At 42.8% G+C, this 23,079-nt stretch carries 22 protein-coding genes; 21 read left to right on the top strand and 1 reads right to left on the bottom strand.

What is annotated here, in order from left to right; all coding sequences use genetic code 11:
• Positions 1-72: 72 nt before the first annotated feature.
• The 21 genes from ACUYLD_RS11035 to ACUYLD_RS10935 all read left to right on the top strand — a co-directional run bounded on the left by ACUYLD_RS11035 (position 73) and on the right by ACUYLD_RS10935 (position 21,889).
• Complete coding sequence (locus ACUYLD_RS11035; RefSeq protein ID WP_446675025.1) at positions 73-771, top strand: response regulator transcription factor; 699 nt, start codon at positions 73-75, stop codon at positions 769-771.
• 2 nt (positions 772-773) lie between these two features.
• Positions 774-2,234: an ATP-binding protein gene (locus ACUYLD_RS11030; protein ID WP_446675024.1), complete on the top strand. Its 1,461-nt coding sequence runs from the start codon at positions 774-776 to the stop codon at positions 2,232-2,234.
• A 3-nt stretch (positions 2,235-2,237) separates the two neighbouring features.
• Entirely contained in the window at positions 2,238-3,383 is a 1,146-nt protein-coding gene (locus tag ACUYLD_RS11025) for a hypothetical protein (RefSeq protein ID WP_446675023.1), read from the top strand.
• Between the two features lie 184 nt (positions 3,384-3,567).
• Positions 3,568-5,364, top strand: coding sequence for an acyltransferase family protein (locus ACUYLD_RS11020; RefSeq protein WP_446675022.1), 1,797 nt, complete (start codon positions 3,568-3,570; stop codon positions 5,362-5,364).
• Positions 5,365-5,391: 27 nt separating this feature from the next.
• Complete coding sequence (locus ACUYLD_RS11015; protein WP_446675021.1) at positions 5,392-6,090, top strand: SGNH/GDSL hydrolase family protein; 699 nt, start codon at positions 5,392-5,394, stop codon at positions 6,088-6,090.
• A 47-nt stretch (positions 6,091-6,137) separates the two neighbouring features.
• Positions 6,138-7,148 (top strand): LCP family protein, encoded by a 1,011-nt coding sequence (locus tag ACUYLD_RS11010; protein ID WP_446675020.1) that lies wholly within the window; start codon positions 6,138-6,140, stop codon positions 7,146-7,148.
• Positions 7,149-7,541: 393 nt separating this feature from the next.
• Positions 7,542-8,018: a hypothetical protein gene (locus ACUYLD_RS11005; protein ID WP_446675019.1), complete on the top strand. Its 477-nt coding sequence runs from the start codon at positions 7,542-7,544 to the stop codon at positions 8,016-8,018.
• Positions 8,019-8,057: 39 nt separating this feature from the next.
• Positions 8,058-8,369 (top strand): hypothetical protein, encoded by a 312-nt coding sequence (locus tag ACUYLD_RS11000; protein WP_446675018.1) that lies wholly within the window; start codon positions 8,058-8,060, stop codon positions 8,367-8,369.
• Positions 8,366-8,755 carry a hypothetical protein gene (locus tag ACUYLD_RS10995; protein WP_446675017.1) on the top strand — a complete coding sequence of 130 codons (390 nt, stop codon included), beginning with the start codon at positions 8,366-8,368 and terminating at the stop codon, positions 8,753-8,755. The genes ACUYLD_RS11000 and ACUYLD_RS10995 overlap by 4 nt, the downstream gene beginning before the upstream one ends.
• 222 nt (positions 8,756-8,977) lie before the next feature.
• Entirely contained in the window at positions 8,978-10,309 is a 1,332-nt protein-coding gene (locus tag ACUYLD_RS10990; RefSeq protein ID WP_446675016.1) for a DUF418 domain-containing protein, read from the top strand.
• A 370-nt stretch (positions 10,310-10,679) separates the two neighbouring features.
• A complete protein-coding gene (locus ACUYLD_RS10985) occupies positions 10,680-11,828 on the top strand; it encodes a pentapeptide repeat-containing protein (protein ID WP_446675015.1) in 1,149 nt (382 codons plus the stop codon).
• Positions 11,829-11,834: 6 nt separating this feature from the next.
• Complete coding sequence (locus ACUYLD_RS10980) at positions 11,835-12,392, top strand: hypothetical protein (RefSeq protein ID WP_446675014.1); 558 nt, start codon at positions 11,835-11,837, stop codon at positions 12,390-12,392.
• A gap of 20 nt (positions 12,393-12,412) precedes the next feature.
• On the top strand, positions 12,413-13,072 hold the full coding sequence (locus ACUYLD_RS10975) for a hypothetical protein (RefSeq protein ID WP_446675013.1): 660 nt from the start codon (positions 12,413-12,415) through the stop codon (positions 13,070-13,072).
• Positions 13,069-14,493: a phage baseplate assembly protein V gene (locus ACUYLD_RS10970; RefSeq protein WP_446675012.1), complete on the top strand. Its 1,425-nt coding sequence runs from the start codon at positions 13,069-13,071 to the stop codon at positions 14,491-14,493. The genes ACUYLD_RS10975 and ACUYLD_RS10970 overlap by 4 nt, the downstream gene beginning before the upstream one ends.
• A gap of 27 nt (positions 14,494-14,520) precedes the next feature.
• Positions 14,521-14,955 carry a DUF4280 domain-containing protein gene (locus ACUYLD_RS10965; RefSeq protein ID WP_016818723.1) on the top strand — a complete coding sequence of 145 codons (435 nt, stop codon included), beginning with the start codon at positions 14,521-14,523 and terminating at the stop codon, positions 14,953-14,955.
• Positions 14,956-14,966: 11 nt separating this feature from the next.
• Positions 14,967-18,086: a phage baseplate assembly protein V gene (locus ACUYLD_RS10960; RefSeq protein ID WP_446675011.1), complete on the top strand. Its 3,120-nt coding sequence runs from the start codon at positions 14,967-14,969 to the stop codon at positions 18,084-18,086.
• A 19-nt stretch (positions 18,087-18,105) separates the two neighbouring features.
• Positions 18,106-18,522 carry a hypothetical protein gene (locus tag ACUYLD_RS10955; protein WP_322161578.1) on the top strand — a complete coding sequence of 139 codons (417 nt, stop codon included), beginning with the start codon at positions 18,106-18,108 and terminating at the stop codon, positions 18,520-18,522.
• Positions 18,523-18,533: 11 nt separating this feature from the next.
• Entirely contained in the window at positions 18,534-18,956 is a 423-nt protein-coding gene (locus ACUYLD_RS10950; protein ID WP_322161576.1) for a hypothetical protein, read from the top strand.
• 668 nt (positions 18,957-19,624) lie between these two features.
• Positions 19,625-19,753 (top strand): hypothetical protein, encoded by a 129-nt coding sequence (locus tag ACUYLD_RS10945; protein WP_322161575.1) that lies wholly within the window; start codon positions 19,625-19,627, stop codon positions 19,751-19,753.
• Between the two features lie 510 nt (positions 19,754-20,263).
• Positions 20,264-21,112, top strand: coding sequence for a hypothetical protein (locus tag ACUYLD_RS10940; RefSeq protein ID WP_446675010.1), 849 nt, complete (start codon positions 20,264-20,266; stop codon positions 21,110-21,112).
• 351 nt (positions 21,113-21,463) lie between these two features.
• Positions 21,464-21,889 carry a MarR family winged helix-turn-helix transcriptional regulator gene (locus ACUYLD_RS10935; protein WP_446675009.1) on the top strand — a complete coding sequence of 142 codons (426 nt, stop codon included), beginning with the start codon at positions 21,464-21,466 and terminating at the stop codon, positions 21,887-21,889.
• Positions 21,890-22,046: 157 nt separating this feature from the next.
• On the opposite strand, the gene ACUYLD_RS10930 is transcribed toward ACUYLD_RS10935, so the two are convergent.
• Positions 22,047-23,021 (bottom strand): bile acid:sodium symporter family protein, encoded by a 975-nt coding sequence (locus ACUYLD_RS10930; protein ID WP_061831106.1) that lies wholly within the window; start codon positions 23,019-23,021, stop codon positions 22,047-22,049.
• Positions 23,022-23,079: the final 58 nt, after the last annotated feature.

Raw genomic sequence — 23,079 nt, 5'->3', positions numbered from 1 at the left:
TTTTCCCTGATTGATTAATATAATGGGCGATGTACTAAACCTGTCGTGTTAAAAATAGAGATGAGGATTACGATGAATAAAGCAAAGATTCTTATTATTGAAGATGATGCTCCGATTGCCGATTTGCTATCGTACGGGCTTTCTATGGAAGGGTTCCAGACACGCACAGCGTCTAGCGGAGCAGTGGGAATACATGAGCTACAGTCGTTTCAACCCGATTTGCTGCTGCTGGATTGGATGCTGCCTGATCAGAGCGGTCTGGACATTTGCAAAAAGGTGACTACGGACTATAACATACCGATCTGCATGATTACGGCCAAATCGGATATTACCGATAAAATTCTCGGTTTGGAATTCGGTGCCGATGATTATATTACCAAACCCTTTGATCTGCGCGAGGTTGTTGCACGCATTCGAACCATTTTGCGCAGAGTGGAGCAGGCAAGCAACCCCGACAGGGAGGAAACAACGAGAGCCGTCATTCGGTTTAAAAACATTGAGGTGATCGAAGAAGAACGGCTTGTCCAAAAAGAAGGCAGTCCCGTTGAGCTGACCCCCAAGGAATTTGACCTGCTTATGATGCTGGTTAAACATCCGGGCAAAACTTTTTCACGTTCCGAACTGCTTGATCTGGTATGGGGTTATCATTTTGCTGGAGATACACGTACAGTTGATACGCATATCCAGAGACTCCGCAAAAAGCTGGATGACACCAAGTGTATTACTACCGTCTTCGGAATTGGATACAAATTCAAAAAAATGGGTGAATAAGCATGATACGCAAAATCAGCATCAAATTTCTGATCGGTTTTTTTCTGATTTTTTCGCTTTCTTTTGTCGTGCTTAATCAGACCGTCAAGGAATTTATCCGGACAAGCAATCAGAACCTGGTTACCTCCGAACTGATCGGACTGAAAAATAACAGCAATGTGTATGTGCGCCAGGCTTTTCTGATTAACCATTTCAGCAGCAATGAGCTGTATTTTGGAGAAATTGCCAAGGAGATAGCAACTGATCTAAACCATACCACGAACAGCAGTATTGGTGTGTATACGGTGGAAGGCAAATTGCTGTATGCCCAGGACAACTCCCTATTTCAGCAGCAAATGCAAAGTGATCTGCAGCAGGCGATTGGTGGCAATACAGCGTACAGCATTACTTATGATCGTAATAAGACGACAGTCCTCTTCTCCTACCCGGTTGTTATAGACGGTTCAAAGATAGGCATACTGCGTTTTTACAAAGATTTCAGCTCACTCTACAAACAAACCGGACAGATTCGGGAGATTATTCTCTATATTGCCCTAGCGATTTTTGCAGCAGCCTTTCTGTTTTCCTATATTCTTTCCAGGCATATTACCATCCCACTGACCAGATTGACGCAAGCATCCACCGAGGTGAAAAATGGAAATCTGGATATCCGTCTTCATATTAAACGCAAGGATGAAATTGGCCGATTGGCTGAGAATTTTAACGATATGATTGATCAAATCAGTAGACAGATCCATATTATTGAGAAGGACCGGGACCACTTGAAGCAGCTTCACCAGCAGGAAAAGCGCTTTTTTGACAATATTACTCACGAACTGAAAACGCCATTAACCTCCATTCTGGGATATGCGGAGTTGATCAGGCTGAACGGTGAGAAAGACCGTGTTTTTTTTGACAAAGGAATGAGTCATATTATCGAGGAGAGCAGGCGCCTGCATGCGATGGTGTTAAAACTACTGGAAGTTTCACGCAATAATATTATGCTCAAGGAGCTTGATCGGGTGGATATTGGGCTGATCCTGCAGGATGTGTGTGAATCGATGATGATCCGAGCGCAGCGTTATAAAAAGACCATTGAATATGAGATCAATGAGGAATTGTTCATGTTGGCTGATGGGGACAGGATTAGACAGATGTTTATCAATTTGATAGATAATGCGATTAAATATAGTTTGCCGTCTTCGGTAGTATCGGTAAAAGCAGTACAGGCAGAAGAAAAGATCCGCCTGATCTTCAGCAATCCAAGCGATCCGATTGAGGCAGAACATCTGTCACACTTGTTACAGCCATTTTATCTGGCTCATTCCGACAGCGCAGAAGAAGGCAGTATAGGATTGGGGCTCAGCATTGTGAAATCCATCGTTGAAGAATTTGCGGGTTCCATCATGATTACCAACGAGCATAATGAAACCATCGTTACGTTGGAACTTAAAGCTCTGGAAACCGCGGGGAACGGAGAATAAATAATGGGTAATAAATATAAATATGTTGTAATGCTGCTGGTCGTATCTCTCGTGGTATCACTGCTGTCAGCATGCGGTTCAGAACCAAAAACAGAGACCGTCGTCATCGCTGACAGTAATGAAGTTTCCAGTGCCGATCAAAACTCTCGTCCGTTTCAGGTTCAAAAAATATATCGCCTTCCGGATCGTTTTGCGAATACGGGACAGCTGCTGGGCTGGACGTCTGGAAATGCCGTCATCGCATCGTTCGGGGCCATGACCATACTGAAGCGAGGTACGTTGGAACGTTTAACTTATCCGTATGAGCAGAGCAAGCCCATACCCGGAATCGGCAATGTAACTTCCAATACGATACTTTCTCCCGATGGGAAATATATTTGCGAAGTTTCCCCTTCTTCCTCGGAGACAACCTTAGAGCTTATTTCCTTGCAGGATGGCAAGGAAAAGAAAATAGACAGGATCAACACTAGGAACCAGTCTTATGTACAATATGTTTCCTGGTCGGCCAACAGTTCGTATATCAGCTACCTGGTAGAAAACCCGCTTGATAATGGAGCTGATAGCCTGTATATCTACGATATGGGGTCTCAAACTTCCGACAAATATCAGTTGAAGGGTATCATAAAGGAAGACACGCTTTTGAGTGTTAACATTTCAAATGATGGCCGCAGCGTACTGCTGCAGTTATTTCGTGTAAAACAAGGTCAGAAAAAGGTGCTTACCGTGGGGAAGGTTTCCGGGAAGAATATTGAATTTCAATACGAGCGTCAAATTGGCGGAGATTCAGTAGCCTGGATGAATAACGACCAGTTTGTGTTTCTCGGAACGGATAGTTCATTGTACGAATATGATCAGCGAAACGGCGAGCTCTCCGTCATTCTGGAAAAAGTGTTTGATTTTGAATTCTCGCCTGACAGGAAAAATATCGCATACACTGTGTATGATCAAAATGTTACTTACGTAGGCAAGGTGCAGGGAAGAAATATACTGTATAAGGAACCGGTGTATCGCGGAATTGTGCCGACGCATATATACTGGCATCCGAACAATAAAAGTGTACTGCTTCAAGGACAAAAACAATTGGATTCCTCGCAGACTGCGTCAACGGATTCTCCTAGCAAGGAGTCATTGATCATTGAATTAAAATAGCGATGATGATCGCCATATTTGTATATCTCAAAAACCTTATTTCGGTTGTTCAGCCGGAATAAGGTTTTTCTTTTTGCAACCGTTGTGACAATTTGTTTACATGTTGATCAAACTTTCGCGACATCTTTTTTCTATAGTAAATGAAGCAAGATCATTAGCCTACAAGGACAAGGAATGGACCATAGTGAATGGAAACCGGAATCTGAACCTGAATCAACCAATAAAACGTTATATGACTGGTCTGGATGGGCTAAGGGCCATCTCCGTGCTTGCTGTTATTGCTTATCATCTTCATTTCAGATGGGCAGAGGGTGGGCTGCTGGGGGTAGAGATTTTCTTCGTTCTGTCAGGATATCTGATTACGGATCAGATCCTTTTCGAATGGAGGGTGCGCAGCGGTTTTTCCATTGTGCATTTTTGGATAAGACGAATACGCAGGCTACTGCCGGCAATGATCTTTATGCTGACTGCAGTGGCATTGTGGCTTTTAATTACCGATTTCTCCAGATTACAGGCATTAGGAGGCCATTTTGTATCCTCGTTTTTTTACGTAAACAACTGGTATCTCATTTTTCATCATGTTTCATATTTTGAGAGCTTTGGCCCACCTTCTCCAATCGGGCACCTCTGGTCGCTTTCCATTGAGGAACAGTTTTATGTAATCTGGCCGCTTGTTCTGCTGATTGGTCTGTGCTTTGCACCGCGACGAGGCAGACTGATGTTATACATTCTGGTTTGCGCCATCGTATCCGCCGTAGCAATGGCCATTATATACGAACCCGGAACCGATCCGAGCAGGGTTTATTACGGAACGGACACGCGGGCGTCTGCCATTTTGATCGGAGCGGCTCTGGCGGTAATCTGGCCTAGCTGGAGACTGAGCGATAATGTATCTTCTTCGGCCCGGACCATGCTGGATATGACTGGCGTGCTGGGCATTGTAATGCTGTTTATCCTGATCGGTCAGACCAATGAGTATGATGATTCGCTGTATCGGGGCGGTTTTCTTTATTTATCACTAATTACGGCGATTGTCATTGCTGTACTAGTTCATCCGGCCAACCGACTGGAGCGATTGCTTGGTTGCCGGTCTCTAAGCTGGATCGGTAAGCGATCTTACAGTCTGTATATATGGCATTATCCGATCATTATTTTATCAAGCCCGCTGGTAAATACCGAAGATGTCAACTATATGCGTATTGCTCTGCAAGTAACGGCCAGTTTCATAATGTCGGGTCTTTCCTACAGATATATCGAAGAGCCTATCCGCCGCGGGACCTTTTGGGCCGGTTTAAAAACACTCCGCAGGTCAGGCGCTGGCAGCCAACTAAGCCTTGTCGTCATTGTAATCGCCATTATTCTGGTCCTGACTTCATGGAAGACGGATTCATCAGATCCTGTACCTGATGTGCCAGCAGCTGTAGGCCGGGAACCCGTCCAGACGGAAAAGCAACAATTCGACCGTTCCAATGAAAATCATGAAAATACAGGCCATTCCGTAGAAGGAGAGGGGGTCACGGCGATTGGAGATTCTGTCATTCTGGATGCCGCCCCGTTTCTCGAAAAACAGCTTCCCGGTATGATCATTGATGGAAAGGTGGGACGGCAAATGTCACAGGCTGGTGATGTACTTGATAACTTGCGAACACAGGGCAAGCTTGGCCATAAAATTATTATTGAACTCGGCACCAACGGCGTTTTTAACCGGAGTCAACTGAAGTCGTTGTTGGCTTCACTGCCGGGCTCCCAGCAAATTTATCTGATAACGACCAGAGTACCGAGAGGATGGCAGAATACCGTAAATGACAGTCTGCGAGAAATAGCTGATGAATTTCAAAATGTCCGGCTTATCGACTGGTATTCAGCTAGCGAAAATCGCAACGATCTATTTTATGAAGATGGTGTTCATCTGAAACCAGCAGGCGCTCAGTATTATGCCTCGTTTGTGATTGATGCTATCAAACAAGATAAAACCTACTAGCATGTTAAAGGAAAGGATGAACTAGATATGAACAAAAAAAATGGATGGATGGTAAGCACATTAGGGGGATTTGCAATTCTCCTTATCGCTTTAGGAGCTATAGGCCTCCATATGCACGCAAAGCAAAATTCGGTTGATAACGAATCTCGCAGTAAGGAGTCTTCTTTATACAATCTTGATAAGATGCAGGCTGCTGCCCAAAAGCATGGGGCTTCCGACACCAACGGAAAAAAAGCTCAATCATCCGTTTCTTTCACCGGTGAGGGCGTCACAATGATTGGAGATTCGGTTACGGTCGGAATTGAGTCTTATTTAAAAGAGCAGCTTCCGAATATGATGGTGGACGGCAAGGTTGGCCGTCAGATGTCTCAAGCTGTAAAAGTCATTAATGAATTAGCCGCTCAAGGCAAACTGGGAGAACAGGTTATTATCGAACTCGGCACCAACGGTCCATTTAGCAAAGACCAATTGCGGGACGTACTGCAATCCCTTTCTGAAGCCAGACAGGTACTCTTGGTCACCACCCGGGTGCCGAAGGGCTGGCAGGATGCGGTGAATGACACGATTGCACAGGTCGCTGGTGAATACAGTAACGTCAGCGTGGTGGACTGGTATTCGGCCAGTGTAGGTAAAGATGAATACTTTTATAGAGATGGCGTCCATTTAAAACCAGATGGTAGCCGATATTACACTTCACTCCTCGTAGCAGCCTTGCAAAAATCTTAAATACGGAAAGAGGCAGGCGCATTCATCATTTGGAAAGGAATAATGACATGACACAGAGGAAAAAGAGGATATTGATTATAACGTTATTACTTGTGGTCGCTGCTGTAAGCTTTATCTTTTATTATTTCTTTTCCATTTACAAGGGATTAGCAGGACTTAGCAAAACTCCGGACAACTCCCCATTTGTTAAAGTAAGCACTGATAAAGTCGAAGCACTGGAAGTTCCGGAGTGGAAGGGAACCGAACCTGTAAATATTTTGCTGATGGGCGTGGATAGCCGCGAGAACAACAAGGGGAGTGTACCCAGGTCCGATAGCATGATGGTCGTTTCGTTGAATCCTATTGATAAGCGTATCCATGTGTTTTCGATTCTTCGAGACACCTATACGGATATTCCCGGGTACGGCAAAAATCGAATTAATACCGCTGTTACGCATGGACCCGATACGGCGATGAAAGCTGTCAGCGAATTGCTGGGGGTGCCAGTTCAATTTTATGTATATACAGACTTCCAAGGGTTTATTAAACTCGTCGATGCGGTAGGCGGGCTCGATTTTTATGTCGAAAAGGGTATGCACTATGAGAGTAAAGCCGATCAGCATGAGTATGATATTGATTTGAAGCAGGGACAGCAGCACTTCGATGGCAAAACGGCGCTTCAATATGTCCGTTTTCGTCATGATGCCATGTCCGATTATTCCAGAACAGAAAGACAGCGCCAATTTATAACGGCATTAGCCGAGAAGGTCAAAACAACGACTTCCATTATGAAGCTTCCTTCCATTCTAGAGGAAATCAGTCCGTATATCGATACCAATTTGTCAGTCTCCGATATGTGGAATTTGGCTTCGGTAGGGTATCAAAGTACGTTAAAGGGAAATGAACAAATACCGCCAATGAAGCTATTAAAAGAAACTTATGTGGGCAAAGCGGCTGTTCTGGATGTAAAAAGTCGAACTGATTTGAAGCAATTTGTGCAAAGTACCATAAACTCCGACGCTTCTCATTCGATGACAGACAATCCTTCCGGAAAAAAGCAACAAACAGATTTTGAATAGGACTACCATATATAAAATCGTATTTGCCGCACAATAGTCTGTAAATGCTCTTGGTGAATAAAGAAGAGCATAACATGGTCTTCCGGTTATAAATAGGGGGAAAAAGAATGGGTATAAAACCGATAGTAAAGTTCTGCTTGGCGTTAACCATATCCACCGCCATGCTTCTGGAAATCACTGCTCCGCACATGGTTATGGCTGATGCTGCGCAACGCGCAAAAGCACGTTGTTGAACGATAAACAGAGTCAACCAACAAAAGCAATTTCAACGCAGGTTAAAAATACCCCGACACTGAAATTGGATAGCAATGTGGCATCAATGACGAAGAAAAGAACAATTAAAGCTAGGTTTAAACTTCCGAAGGGCTCAGATATAAAGAAAATAAGCATGGAATGAATGCCAAAAATCAAGTCATTGGCCGCCCGCGTCACGGTAATAAGAATTTTTTCCCTGAGTATTACGTTTTGCCGACCGATAAAAGTCTTCAAAAAAATCCGCTGGAAGCCTACCGGATGATTGAATATTTTATCCGCAATGGAGTAAAGGTTGAACGCTCGACAAAAACTGTAAGTGCTGCTGGCAAGACCTACCCTGCAGGTTCATTTATCATAAATATGCACCAGGCAAAACACGGCATTGCAAACATGGTTTTATATGATGGTATTAACGTCTCAGATTATGCTTCCGTAGCTGGCGAGATTGTGCAGGACTTTCCAGTCCTACGAGGATTTGAATGTGATGTGATTAGAGAAGCTGGAGTGTTTGAGGGCAAAACCTCTCCGGTGACTTCCGTATCGATTCCGGCAACACAAATGCCGAATCATTCTGCCTATGTTTTAATTCGAAACACCAATAACGATGCCATCTAAACCGTTAATGAATTGCTTAAATCCGGCAAAGTGGTCACGATGCTATCTAAAAGCGGAACAGGATATGAAGCGGGTGACTTTGCAGTCGCCTATGATGATCTGTACCCGCTGGCCTCAAAATACGATCTTGATATAATGGCATGCGGCAATAACAAACCCGTTGGCAAAGTTCTTAAACCTTCTACGGCAGCTGCTCTCGGCGAACCGGATTATGTGCTCAAAAATCTCGGTTTTAAAGTGACCGATGATCAGCAGCATGCCGATGTGCTTGTGAATACATTCGATTCCGATAAACTTGTCGAGAAAGGGAAGCCTTCATTGCTTATGGAAATATGGGGATGGTTAATGTGAAAAACTGGAGTCCTCAATTTTCGTTTGCTGGACCAACATGGGAAAGATACGAAGGGGTCTTCCTGGCGAATGTCAAACAGGATAATGCGATTACAGCCCCTTACGATAACGAAGAGTACTTCTACACCGTTACAGGTTCTTACATTACGAAACTACCTAAAGCCGCAAAAGTTCTTGCAACCATTAGTAATAAAGAAAACTTCTTCAAAGCGGGCTGGTGGCCAGGTCACGATGCTGCAAAAGGAAAGATCATGGCCTTCACTTATAAGGAAAACAAAAAGAATCTTACTGTTTTTTCTAATGATCTAACCAATGGCGCTCATTCGCAGCAGCAATTCCGTTTGCTGGCCAATTCAATTTTTAATGCCGTCCCTGGCAAATCGTGAGTGAATTTTAATGATATTGAAAACAACCTTATTCCAGTGATCAACTGCAAATAAGGTTGTTTTTTTGTGATAAACCAGTTTCGTCCGTTGTGACATTTTGTTTGCAACTTGATCAAACTTTAGCGACATCTGTAGGCTATATTGGACTACAGCGTAACATCAATCCTGAACATGCGGGTTGATGAAAAATGCGAGTTCAGGATTTTCAGGGAGGAATGCAAGTTGCTAAGCAGTATTAAACTGATGAGGAGATCCGTCAGAGAGTATGAGGAAGAGACAAAGATTAAAAAACGAGCTTTTTCCGTAAACAGCCAGTTGAATGAAAATCAAGTAAATGAAAAGACGGTTGCTAATAAATTGGATGAAAAAGCAGTAGATACAGCAGGTATATCCAATTCAACCTACGACGATACACACACCGATATTCCTTCTCGAAGCTCTGTAGAAGAGTCGAAGAGAAGGCGGGGCACCGGGCGTCTTGTTGCACTTGACGCAGTACGAGGATTGGCGGTGCTGGGAATGTACTTGCAGCACTTCGGATCGAACCCAAACGTTTCTGCGCTCGTTTCCGGAACGACCACCCTCTTATTTGTGTTGTGCGGCGGGATTTCTTATTCGATCATGGGACAGCGTATGATGGATCGGGGAGCAGAGGTGACCGCTTTTCGTGCACGCATGCTGGCCCGTGCAGTATTTGTTGATATTATTGGTTATTTGCTAATTATGTTGAACACTTCATATGGCATCATTTTGCCTGCCTATGCAGCTATGTTTGTGTTGGCCCTCATGTTATTTCGCCGTTCGCCCCGCACAATTGTTACAACAGCAGCAGTGTTGCTCGTCACAACCCCGCCGCTAATGATTCTTGGATTAAGCATTTTCTCGAAAGCTTATCTTCTTAATGATATCGCGGGAGGTCCGATGTCTGCTCTCGCCTTGATGCCTGCATTTGTTGCCGGCATGGCGATTGGCCGCTTTGACCTCACCAAATTACGCACAGCCCTCTCACTCGCAGGCAGCGGTATCGTGATGCTTGTTATTGGCAAGGCACTGGCCGCTTTTGTACTTCCGAATTGGAGAGTTCACTTTGAACAATGGCTGATAAGTGTGCAAGGGGTTGCTCCTATGCAGCCACCAGATGAATACGCCATTTGGCCGCTTAATACGGAATTACCGATGTGGCATATGCTTTTGCAGTCGGCTCCGCACACCGCTTCGACATTCCAGACGATGATAGGATTAGGCATTTCATTCCTGGTATTGGGCGTTGCGTGCCTCGTAACGAAAAAGGCTCCCACTGTATTAATGCCTTTCGCAGGAGTCGGCCGTGTGTCTCTGACCATGTATGCCATTCAATTTGTAGTGGTATGGGTTCTCGATCTAACAAAGATTGGGCACAGTCTGGACGAAGTCCCGTATGGCGACGTAATGATCGCGGTTGCAACACTGTTGCTGGGATTGTTGTTTGCTCAGCGTCCTGTTGGTCCGCTTGAAGGATTGATGCGCCGCTTTGACCGATTGTTCAGCCCTCCCCAACCAGGCTCACAAAAGTAAAGTAGATAGCCTTCTTGATACTCTCTATTTATTGTCATAGAAAACGCCGGATTATAATTAAAACGGCCTGATCAAAAAAGATAAGAGCTATAAGATGATCATTGAACAGAATTGAAAAAGAGAAACTAATAATGAAAATAATAAAAAATATTAATACTTAATTTCTCCGAATGGGTGGGTTCGATTGTGAACCTACCCATTTTCCATTGAACACAGTTATGGTTCTTTCTGTAAACAAAATCACTAATTTGTCCGATACATACATAAGGATGATTTACTGTTAAATATACCCTTGAAAATTATGATTTCACATATCAACTACTTGAGACGTGCAGCCTATGTAATGTGACGACTAGAAAGGAGATAGAGCGTGAATCGTGAAGAAGTTTTTCGACATTTTAAAAATGAGATCTATGAACCCCTAAAACATCGAATGTTATTCGCATTGGAAGTCTATTTCCAAAATTATAAGCATGCCTTGGCTAAGGCATTTTGCAATTCACTGGAGCAGATATTTGAGAAAGTCAAGTTGATGCAGCAAGAAGGTAATAAACACGCCTTGGGATATATATCTTATTCCATGCTTCGTACCGAATTAGCAAACGGAAGGGCGACCTATTTAGTGGAGGCGATGGATAAAAGATGGTTTATGGATCTCCATACTTGTCGAGATACCTATGATGCAGATTGGGCATTTCACTATTTGGACGAGTGGGAGATGGAATTAAGTAAGCAGGCCAAAAAATACGGCGGAAGAATCGGATTAGATGATATTCAGAGGATGAAATTGCATGCGGCAGTATATGTTCATCAATATATCATTGCCTTGGCGCGTTTTAGTATCACAGAAGAATGGTTCGATGATATTCAGTTTGCTCATGAAATACAGTTGGAAGATGTATTCGAACTGAGAGTCGGAGAATATTTAGATCGAAGTGAAGTCATTTATAAACGAGATGTGCGTGTCAAAGATTCCATTGTGATTAAAGACTGGCTAGAGGAAAAAAAGCCCTACGACTACATACATGAAGTTTTCCGCAAGATCGACGGGTCTCAAGGAAATTATGAGGGAATACGTCTACAATATGCTGATTTGAGTGAAAGTTCCTTTATAAATAGTGATTTTACGGGGGGCAATTTGATTGGTTCCTGTTGGTATAAAGCATATTTACAAGAGGCTGATTTTAGCGATTGTTTGATTCAAGAAGCTCGTTTTGAAAAAGCCAACTTAAGAGAAGCTTCTTTTCGAGATGCAGTAGCTGTACCTGGAATATACCAATCTGAACGATGGGAGAGACCTGGTTTTCAACCCGTAAGTTTTGCAGGAGCAGATCTTACAGGAGCCACATTTCAGGGCGCTTACTTACAGGATGCAGATTTCACCGGGGCTATATTGCAGGGGGCCGACTTCATTGGTGCAGCTATAGAGGGTGCCTGTTTCGAAGGGGCGGTGCTGGATGGAACCCGATTTAGTTTAGGCGTGCATCCAATTGCCCGGGATCTAACTTCATTTGGATGAAACCATGTGGGACAGACGCAATGGAAGGGACGTGGCATAGTGGAGTATTTTCTTTGTCAACACGATGATCGGATGTTGTATGCTGCTGTTCCCATATGGGACGAAGAGGCCAATGCAGAGATGGTAAATATTAATAATTGGACGGAATGGCCCTCTTCTTATGCTGCACAGTTTAAGGTCAAGGGTCACGATTACACGGTTTACCCTGATATTCTGATGGGTTCGAGGATGATGGTATCTGATTCTGTACATGAGTTGTTACAGGTCTATACGCCGAGCCTCTTCAGTCGTATGGCTTTGTTTCGGGATATGGAACGTTCTCAGCAAAAGTTGTACTGGATGATTCAGCCCCCTTTAGTGAACTGTGTAGGTGAGCTAAGTACATTTCATCCCGGAGGAACATTGATGAAGTTGGTAGTAGATCGAGAGCGCACCGAGGGAAGGCCCTTATTGCAAGTTCAAGGTTTGCGTGAAACCTGTACATTAGTAAATTTGGCATTAGCAGAAAGTCTGTTGCGGAGGGGAACGAGTGGTATCTCCTTTCAGGAAGTCGATATGCAGTAACGAAATGGGAGGAGATATTTGTGGAACATTTGGATAAGAAAATTGTTTCTTTGCTACATACGGTAAGATCAGAAAATGCCGAAAATAATCCATCCTTAACTGAGGATGAAGCTTTAAGTCACGCACACGAGAAGGAGCCGTTTGGGCAAACATTACAAACATTCATGCAGCTTGCAGGGGAAAGTTTGGTTTTTGCTCAGCGGTATTTAGTGGATGAACGTATCAGTATAACAATGCCAAAGAGCTTTCGGGATATGCCAATTGATGAGCAACTATTAAAATATCCTTCTCATCATCGCCCAGATTTTATTTTCACTAATGAGGCAGGCACGATTAACTTAACCTTCAAGCATACCGAAAGCCCGTTGCAAACAGAAGAGTTGGAGGACTTTACGGATGAGATGGCTCTGGTGGTAAAACAAACCCAGAAGTTGACCGAATGGTTTGGCCATGAAGTGTTGGAGGTAGGAGAGAAGCGAATAGGATACTGCGAATTCATGACGCCTGTATGGAATGCACGTATGTATAATTTATCTTTTTTTACAGTATTGGAAGGACGGGTGCTAATGTGCGCGTTTAACTGTACGGAAGAAGAAATGGTGACTTGGAAGCCCGTTGCCCGTAGTATGCTGCTAACGTTGAAAATCGAGTCTGATCGAAAGGAAAATAAACCCTTATGACATTAACTAACATTACATATGATCGGCTGCAAATTTCGCCATTTGAATTGGTGAGTATTCAGGAATTGCGTATGACCAAGCGGTTGAATGAGCACACCCGGCTCTCTTTTACAGCTATTTTACCTGAAGAATTACAGGACAGTTATGTTCAATTGATCGAAGCCGATTCCCCGGTTTGTGTATCACAATTGGATGAGGCAGGAACACCAACACCGCTATTTAACGGAACGATACTTCATATGGAAGTCAAAGCTGTCCGAGATGTGTATTACCTGGAGGTCGAGGCTATATCACACACGTATAAACTGGATATTCGCAAAAAAGACAGGTCCTTTCAGGATAAAAATATGAAGGTAGGGGAATTGCTGCGGGCTGTAGGTGGGGATTATCCCGGTTTTGACATTATTGATTCGGCTACAGGGGGAGCAGCTTTAGGTCGCATAGCGGTCCAATATCGTGAAACAGATTGGGAGTTCCTCAAGCGAATCGCTTCGCGTTATCATACTTCACTCACGCCTGCTTCAGTGTTTGATGTGCCGAAGTGTTATTTTGGTGTTGCGGAGACCCAGTCAGGACTTGATTTAACGAATTATCATTACACCGTCAGTAAACGAGTCGCGGATTATCGTTATTTTAACGGCAATGATACAGCACATGTAAACGAGCATGATTTTATTGATTATCTGGTTGAGGCGGAGCAAGTTTTGGAGTTAGGCAGCACCGTTACTTTTAAAGGTAAAAACTTGTACGTGTACAAGGTAGATACTCACATGCAAAAGGGTGTGCTACAGCACGTGTATACCTTAACTTCTCACAAGGGGTTGAGGCACAAGGAAGTTTTTAACGAACAGCTTATTGGTCTGTCTTTACCAGGTAAAGTCATTCAGGTAGAGCGAGATCGTATCAAATTACATTTGAATATAGATGCCGTTCAAGACCCTACGAAAGCCCACTGGTTCACGTATGTTTCTCCTTATACTGCGGAAGGACATAGCGGATGGTACGTGATGCCTGAGTTGGGAGATACCGTGCTACTCTATTTCCCTGCCCATCGGGAAGAAGAAGGCATGGCAAGTACATCTTTGCGCCAAAAGAATCAGAGTGTAGAGCAGCATGCACTTGCTAATCCCGACATCAAATTATTTCGTACGGCCCACGGTAAGGAAATCAAATTAACTCCCGATGAAATTGTAATCACAAGTAAGGAGGGAACTGTGTATATACAGTTAAATGAGAAAGATGGTATTCATATTGTAAGCGACAAACAGATTCATTTCTCAGCAGGAGGAAATATCTCCATTCATTCCGGCAGTAAAGTGAAAATCACAGCAGGGGATGAAATTCAAATGACGAGCAAAGGCAGCACCGTATCGCTGGGCGGAATGACAAATGTTCTGGGCAGTGAAGTGAAGACGAACTAAGAAAGGAATGAAAGGGGGGATAGAAGAATGGCAAATAAGTCTCATTCCGATAAGGAACCTATTCAAGCTGGACGGGGAAGTAAACAAGGATATGTTGTTGCTGGGGCGATCTTAAGCTGTAGCTTTGGTACGCAACCGACACGTCTCAAACGTCCGTTCAGTCACGGAGTATATGTAAAAGAGAAAGCGCAAATGAACGTTGGAGATTACTTGCCAGGAACCCATATCAGCAATTTCGGTCGTTGCTCCTGTCCAGCTAATCCAGCGGTCAAAAGCAGTGACATGGTGGATATCTACGGGGTGAAAAAAGCGAACTGTGTTCCGGTCATCACCGGACCCTGGATCGGCGGCAAAAGTGATGTGCTTGTGGAGGGAGAACCAGCCTTGCTGGATCAATGCTCGAATGCGTGCCTATACGGGGGAATGATTCGGATTACAGACGATGGCCAGACGCTGGAGTAAGGAGGTACAAGTTGAATCACACACAAAAGTTGTTAACGTATACGGAGTTGGAATGTACAGGTCCATATCCTCTTCAAACGATAAGCGAACTGCGTATTGAACGAAAATTAAATGACCATGCCCGGTTAAAGATCAGTGGATGGTTAGATGAAGAGCAGAGAGATCATTACATAGAACAGGATCAGGATAACGAACCGGTCATTATCCGTACCAAAACAGAGAATGGTCAGCCTGAACGCATTTTGTTCCATGGTTTACTGGTCCATGCAGAAACACGGATGGTGCGTGGCATCTATTATGTGGAGCTTGAAGCCGTTTCTCATACGATTCAGTTGGATATCACACCTGCAACCCGGTCTTATCAGGATACCTTAATGCCCTACGGAAATTTGATCAAGCAAATCATTCAGAAGTACAATCAGGCCGATGTTATTGATAACATAACAGATAGTACTATCTTGCATGAATTTACTTTACAATATCGAGAGACGGATTGGGCCTTTCTCAAACGGATGGCTTCCCGGTTTGGTACGGTGTTGATCCCAGAGATCTCATTGAATGGACCTAAATTCTGGTTTGGTATGCCTGAGGGACAGTACGTTGAGATGAAGCATCCGGTTTACCGTACTCGACGTAGTTTTGATCCGAAAAGGATAGCGGAATTCAGCTACATGATGGAGAGTGAAACGCTTGCCAGGCCCGGAGACCTCACGAATTGGAATGGTGAGCAATGGATGGTGGCAGAAGTCACTTCTGAATTGCGGAAAGGGTTGCTATTACACGAATACGAACTGGTTCACGAACAGGGAATTCAGCAAACAGAAATTTTGTGCCCCCACCTCACAGGAGCTTCACTCGAAGGACGTGTAATTGAAGCTGAATCAGGCCGAATCCGTGTTCATCTTACAGTGGATGAAAAACAAGATCGGGATAAGGCGTGGTGGTTTCCATATGCCAGCAGTTATACCGCCGAAGGACATAGCGGTTGGTACGTCATGCCGGAACGAGGAGATACAGTATCTGTCCGCTTCCCTACAGAGCAGGAGGCGGATGGATATGCGGCAAGTTCCATACGACAAGGGCGAAGCTCGTCCCCCAAGCTCACTGATCCAGCCACCAAGTATTGGGGGACTCCTCATGGCAAGGACATCAAACTGAGTGCCAGTGAATTGAAGGTGACGGCTAAATCGGAACAGGTTCACATTTCAATGAATGGTTCGGGTATTCAGGTCGTTAGTGAACATGAATTGTCATTGTCGGCAGGTAAGACGCTCTCCTTGCATGCAGACGGGGAGCTGAATATTAAAGCTGCCGAGGCTATTTATTTCAAAGCGGGCAGCAGCAGCTTGGTGTTGGATGGAGAAACGGATATACGGTCCGCTAAAGTACAGTTGGAAGGCACGGTTAAAAGGCCGGTTTTTGTAGCAGATTTAGCACCGATTTGGGAACCACCACTAATGTCTATGAAAGCTTATGCGGAGGCGCAGGCGGCGAAAAGTGCAGCAAACAGCAGTACAGGAGGAAACTCCAATTCGAGTGTTACAAGTAAAGACGAGGGAGCTGTTAAGACAACCCCAAGCACTCCCAATTCACCGAAGGCTAGTCTACTCGATGGTGTATTGGGATTAGCTCAGAAAGTATGTGATGTGGCTGCGTCTATTCCTGTATTGGGTGCCATACCGAAAGCAGCAAGTCAAAAAATAGCTTCGATTCGTTCCGAAGTGGCTTCCTCTGGACCGTCATCCATAGTTAAATATGCGGCAGCAGGATTGTCCATGATTGCCAGCGTCCCTTCCCATGGTTGGGGAGTGGTGTTGGGGAAGACGGCCAAGGTTGCTGCTCAAACCTTACATGCGCACGCGGAGGAACAGAGGGCTCGTGAACGGCATGCGACGATGGGATTTATTGGTAAGGTATGGACGAGTGCCAGAGGGTATGGAGAAATCCAATCCATACATGACTTCATCAACTATGTAAAGGGAGTCAATCAGGCTTCCGTCCAAGCCTATAGCGAAGTTCCTTCTGATATACGGGAACGATGGTATCAAAGAAATGTGGATCAACAGTTTGAAAAGGCGCTGGATGCTTATTATAATAATCAGGATCTCTCCACAGATATAGTGGCATTGATGGAACATCAACGGCAGACAGAGAATCATTTTCGATATAGTGACAGAGCTTTGATGAGTTCCAAGTATCGGGATGATATGAAAGGATACACGACGGAACAAAAGAAATATCTAATTGATTTTCTGAATTCAATTGACGATTATAGAAAAGAGTATGGGCCGTATAGGGAAAGTCCTTTTATGAAAGACCTGGATAAGACCGAGCGGATTGTGCTCAATGAAATCAAAAAATCTGCTCATGAAAATGTAGAGGCGACATGGGAGCGAATACGTAACTTTCCTAATCTAGATATTCTTCAAATGGTGGCCGATAACTTCCAAGGAAAACAAGACGTAGCAGATAAAATAGTTAAAGTCATAACGGATCCAGATGCTGCTTATGAAAAAGTAAAAAACAGCTCCAAACAAGAAAATGCCCATTTGTTAGTAGATGCAGCATTAACGTTTATTGTTGGAATGAAAGGAAAGAAGCATTCTAAAGATGACGGTGCTTCACCAGGAGGATCACCGCATAAACAGGAGGGCCATTCTTCTAAGGGGACGGGTAATGTTCCTGAGGGTTATTATCAAGATACAAGCGGAAGATGGCACCGCCCTGACGGGGGGTATGCAAGTAACAAAGAAGTAGGTTTACCTGAACCAAGTGGCCTCACAAAACGTTTAGAGTATATGGGGGATACACCTGGAAAAAATTCTAGAACAGGTAAAGAAGTAATAGATCGAATGAAGAAAGAAGTTCCACCAAAAATTCGAACAACACGTGATGGAGATATGGAATTTATGGCAAGTGACGGAAAATGGTATCCTCTAGATCAAGCAGATATGGCTCATCTAACTGACGCTGTCTCATGGTGGAACAGTAAGGGGAGATATTATGGTGCAAAGTCCCCAGAAGTTAGGGAATGGATGCTTGACTCCGATAATTATGTGTTAGATCATTATAGTTTGAACCGATCCGCAGGTGCGAAGTTAAATGAAACCTATTTGCCACCAGATAAATAATCATTTGGAGGAACTGATATTGGAACTAGATGATCAAGTATATGAGCAAATTTTACAACTGTGTAAAGAGGGAAATGCTTTAACTGAAAAAGGACAAATTATTAAGGCTATTGAGAGCTATACAGCCGCTCTGGAATTGGTTCCGTTACCGAAGAACAACTGGGAAACAAGTACATGGATTTATACAGCGTTAGGCGACACTTATTTTCATAACAATAGTTATGAAATGGCAAGAAATAATTTTTATAATGCTTTAAACTGTCCAGATGGGATTTCAAATCCATTTATTTTACTGAGACTTGGAGAGAGTTTGTTCGAGTGTGGGGAGCTTGATAAAGCTAAGGACTACCTATTAAGAACTTACATGTTAGAAGGATATAAAATTTTTTTTAGTGAAGATGATAAGTATTTTGAATTGATTAAAGATATGATTTGAGGAGGATAAATATGGCTACTTTGCAATCACCTATCAAAGAAAAGTTTGAAAGTCTTGTGAATAAAAGTGATGAACAATTTAATAATGGTAATCATGAAGATTCTATTTTGTTGTTAGAAGAGGCTTGGAATTTAATACCCGACCCAAAGGGTATATATTGTGAAGAAAGCTATCATCTGGTAAAGGATGTCGTTGCTACTTGTTTAATTATAAATGATCTTAAGAAAGCAAAGGTGTGGGCAGATAAAATATTTTTAACTGGATTTGATCGCATAGATTCGGGTGATAAGGAATTTATTTCTGGAAAAGTTGCTTTCGAACTAGGTGATTTAGAAACAGCGAAAGAATTTTTCATCATCGCCAATAGGAAATCAGAAGGTAGATGTTTTGGAAGTCCAAAGAATACTAAATATCTCAAATTTTTTAAAAGTTAAAGATTTAATTGCTTTGTGTAAATTCATGAAAAACACTATTAACAACTCCACAACACGGGCTATTCGCCCGTGTTGTGGTTTCTTTATATCCGCCGCTATATGCTGAACAATACAAACATACAGGCGGCGGCTTCTCAAAAAGACCCCACCCACTGCCAAGTAAGTCATCTATTCATTCAAGAACACATAAAACATATAACCAATGTAATACTTGTATAAAGATTTCTCCATTATGTTTGTACGCACATCAAAATGCTTTAATTTTATAACCTAAATAACGCTATTCCGTTTACATTGAACAAGTTGATTATGGTCAGATAATACCATAATTCACCTGTCTTTTTGTTACCTTCGTTTTCTCGCGGTTTTACCAAAATTCATCGCAACCGTACAATACGCCGCCCCGATATGGAAGATGAGAAGGTAACAACGCGCATCATTTAGGATAAATCGTGCGACAATGAAAGTAGAGGCGGCTAAAACGAATACATTTTTGATTTTGTCAGCAACAGAACGGTACAATTATCGCAATTGTTACTCCGAAGAAGGAAATCTGGTGACGACCAGTTTACATAAAGAGTAGGTCATGTGGTAAGGCTAGCCGCTAACTCCCACCTTTCTATAAACGAGCGGAAAATCCATCAAAAGTTTTGCCTGTGGGGGAACGCATGAATGACGTACAAATTTCAATAGACAAATTTGCTATTGAATATCGTGGAGTGGCAGTGAACTTCTACAATCAACTAGCCCTGTCCTTTCGGGATTGGTTTGATATTAAGCTCGTTATTCGCCATTAAGAGTATGTTTACCACTGGAATTAGGTATGGACGAGGCTCACCTGTACTTGTGTTATCGACCGTGGTGGCAAAAGAAATGAAGAAGGTACACACTTCAAATCGAAAACAATCCTGATTGTTTGGTGAAGTTATGCACTTTGCTTGATGTACTATACGGGCATTCTTAAGAGGTTTATTTCAATCGATAACAGTTGGCATATGATTTTCCGCAAGCTCGGGGTGACGAAAGTGCTAGAGCGCGTTTAGAGGCATTAAACGATCATGTTCTTGATAATAGGCGCAATGGGCAGAATTACAAAGGGTGGAATTATGTATATATACAAGATGAATATGGAAACAAAGGTGTAATGCGAATTATTTATAGGCAAACTCCCAAAGGAATTGAGTGGCATGTAGTACAATGGCGCAGGGTTTTATATGGTTAAATTTTTTTTATTTCCATTAACTTGATATAAAGTCGTGTAAAAAGTTAAATTAAGTAACACTAACAATAGAAGGGGAGAAAGTCTGGTGGACGAGAAAGTTAAATATATTAATGAGCTGTTCAAATATCTAACACAAAATAATGATACAAAAGAATATCAAACGTTTTTTGCTCTATTAGAAAATATAAAATATAATCCTAGCTTGCTAGAGTATTATGGAAAAGAATTTGTTGAACATATGATAGGCCTTCTCCCACATATAGAAGATAAGTATGATCAAGCTTTACTAATAGAAACGATCATTGAATGTTTAGACATTTACACATTTAGTGAAAACTACCTCAATGAAATTTTTGGTAAATATATATTATGTATAGCTGAACAAGCTGTTAATGTGAAAGGGATGTCAGCTTGTTTAATAGGATTTATTCAAGCGGGGATTAGTGAAAAAGAAATAATTAAGAAGTTGGAGGAGAATTTAGAGAAAGAACACTTAATAAATGTTCTCTCAAGAATGTACATCAATTATCTTGCTAATTCTGTAGAAGCCAAATCTTACTTAATGAAGGAAGTACAAGAGGCCTACTATATAAGCCAGCGTTCTGAAATCATCGCTCAATTTTTATTATTAGTGCATCCACACGTTCGGAAATATGCGGGAATAAGTCAGATCACTTTCCTATATGATTCATACAGAGGTGTGTATGAGGATTGCTGGCCAAGAGGGTTACTTCCTAATATGAAAGACACGCTTATTAAGTCAAAGGTGTTGTCATCAAAGGAAGTAAGTATTTTAGAAGAGTTGGATAGGTTAATCAACATGCAAGGAGAAGAATTAGATTCGATGGAAGTCAGAAAATTGTATGAAGATTTTTTCGAAGGTAAAGATCCACTTGAAGTAATCTTTACTTTGCCAATGCGGAAAATTATGTAAAATAATTTTTACCTAACCACTTGAATAATATGTTCCTAGGGTTAAGCGGATTTAGCCTACCTTATTTAGAAGATGCTGGTTTTGTGGTAAATACCAATTTCGAATGAACCTGTCATTCAACCAACAACAGATATAACCATGTAATATCCGTGGACGATAGTTAAGGTGAACTACTGTCAATAAAGTAGACGCTCTGAAACGAGAATCATTATGCTACATTTGCATACTAGTTCGGTGGTGACGGATTGTAATATTTAAAATATTGTAGGGGTTTTGACCATTCCATTTAAGCTTGATACAATAGGTTAAACTAAGTGGAGATACTTCAATATAGAATGGTGTGGTCTAAACTTGCAACATGAAAACGAACTTTTGGATGTATGGTTGTCTTTGTCTCACATCCATTCCACTTTAAATGATAAGTTAGAACAAGCTCTACTACAAAATTATGATTTATCCTTGAAGGAGTTTTATGTTTTGAGTTTTATATCCCATTCCGAGGAAAAAAAATTGCGACTGCAGCAGCTTCAAGAATTGGTGGGATTAAGTCAAAGTGCGACATCGAGACTCGTAGTGAGAATGGAAGCCAAAAACTGCGGGGCTTTACAAAGACATACATGCGAGGATGATCGACGAGGTGTGTATACTCGGATTACGGAATTAGGTGAAAATAAATTCCAGCGTGCACTTCAAACCTTTAATCAGGTGTTACAATCAGAACTTCAGAAAGATGGAGTGAAGTCACAATTTCAAAATCTTACGCAAAAGCTGTTTTAGACTTTGATAGAGATGTTATGATTGGAAAGTGAACATTTACATGATTGCGCATGCATATTTAAGTTAGGCTTCCAACCATGTACGTATAGAAACGCCCTTCCAAAACTCCTCCTCATAGGAGGAGTTTTATCATCTGGAACCGTCGCTACTCCTTTGCTTAAGAAACAGAGGCCGTATTGCGCCTTTCCTTGGCATTGCCGCGGTCGCGACGACTCAGCAGAAATCCGACCAGAGATGCCGTGGATTGCTGGAAAATCATCCCGAGTACAACAGGCAGTGCTACCGGGGCCGGGAAATAGGTGATGGCAAGCACGGCTCCTGCGCTAATATTGCGCATGCCGCCGTTAAAGACAAGCGCCGTACGGTCTGCATTATTCCACCGCATCAGTCCTGATATCAGATAGCCGATTGCATATCCAGTGGAAGCAAGGACGACTATGGATAGGCATACTCCGACAAGCTTGAGATTAAAATCGACCAGATAAGGCGCGATGACAGATCCGTTAATCATTACGACAAGAGCCATAGCCAGCTTGGAGAACGGGCCCAGTCGAGGTCCCCATACCTGCTTGATCTTCCCTTTAGTCCATTCGTTCAACACCATGCCGATTAGCGAAGGAACGACAATCATCCAGAATAGGCTCTGCATCATCGCCCAGGTATCGAGCTGCACATCCGCTCCGATCAGCAGGGACATGATGCCCGGAACGGCAAATGGGGCCAAAATCGTATCAATTAAAATGATCGCCAATGTCAGCGCCGTGTTGCCTTTATAGATGTTGACCCACACGAAGCTGGAAATGCCCGTAGGGATAGCCGCACCAAGAATAAGTCCAGTGATCGTATAAGGATCATCATTGAAGGCCAGATGCCCCAGCATCATGGCAAGAAGCGGCATGGCCAGGTGAAGAATAAACAGACAGGCGATCAGCGGACCAGGATGCTTTATCACATGGACAAAATCCTTAAACCCCATACTGATGCTGCCCGCGAAGGTCATGAATGCAAACAGCCAGGGAGAGAGTTCGGTATATTCTGACAACGGCGTACCGATTAGGACGCCAATTAGAATGCTGATTGGTGTAATTAGCGGCATAGCTGCATTTAGTCTACGATTCAACGTGAGGAGCATACAAAACTTCCTTTTTTAACCTTAAGTATAGACCTTGCACCCCCGATTCGTAAATGAT

This window comes from Paenibacillus sp. SER-28 (assembly GCF_052906305.1).
The sequence above is the reverse complement of the archived record's forward strand: the minus strand, read 5'-3'. Positions and strand labels throughout refer to the sequence as shown.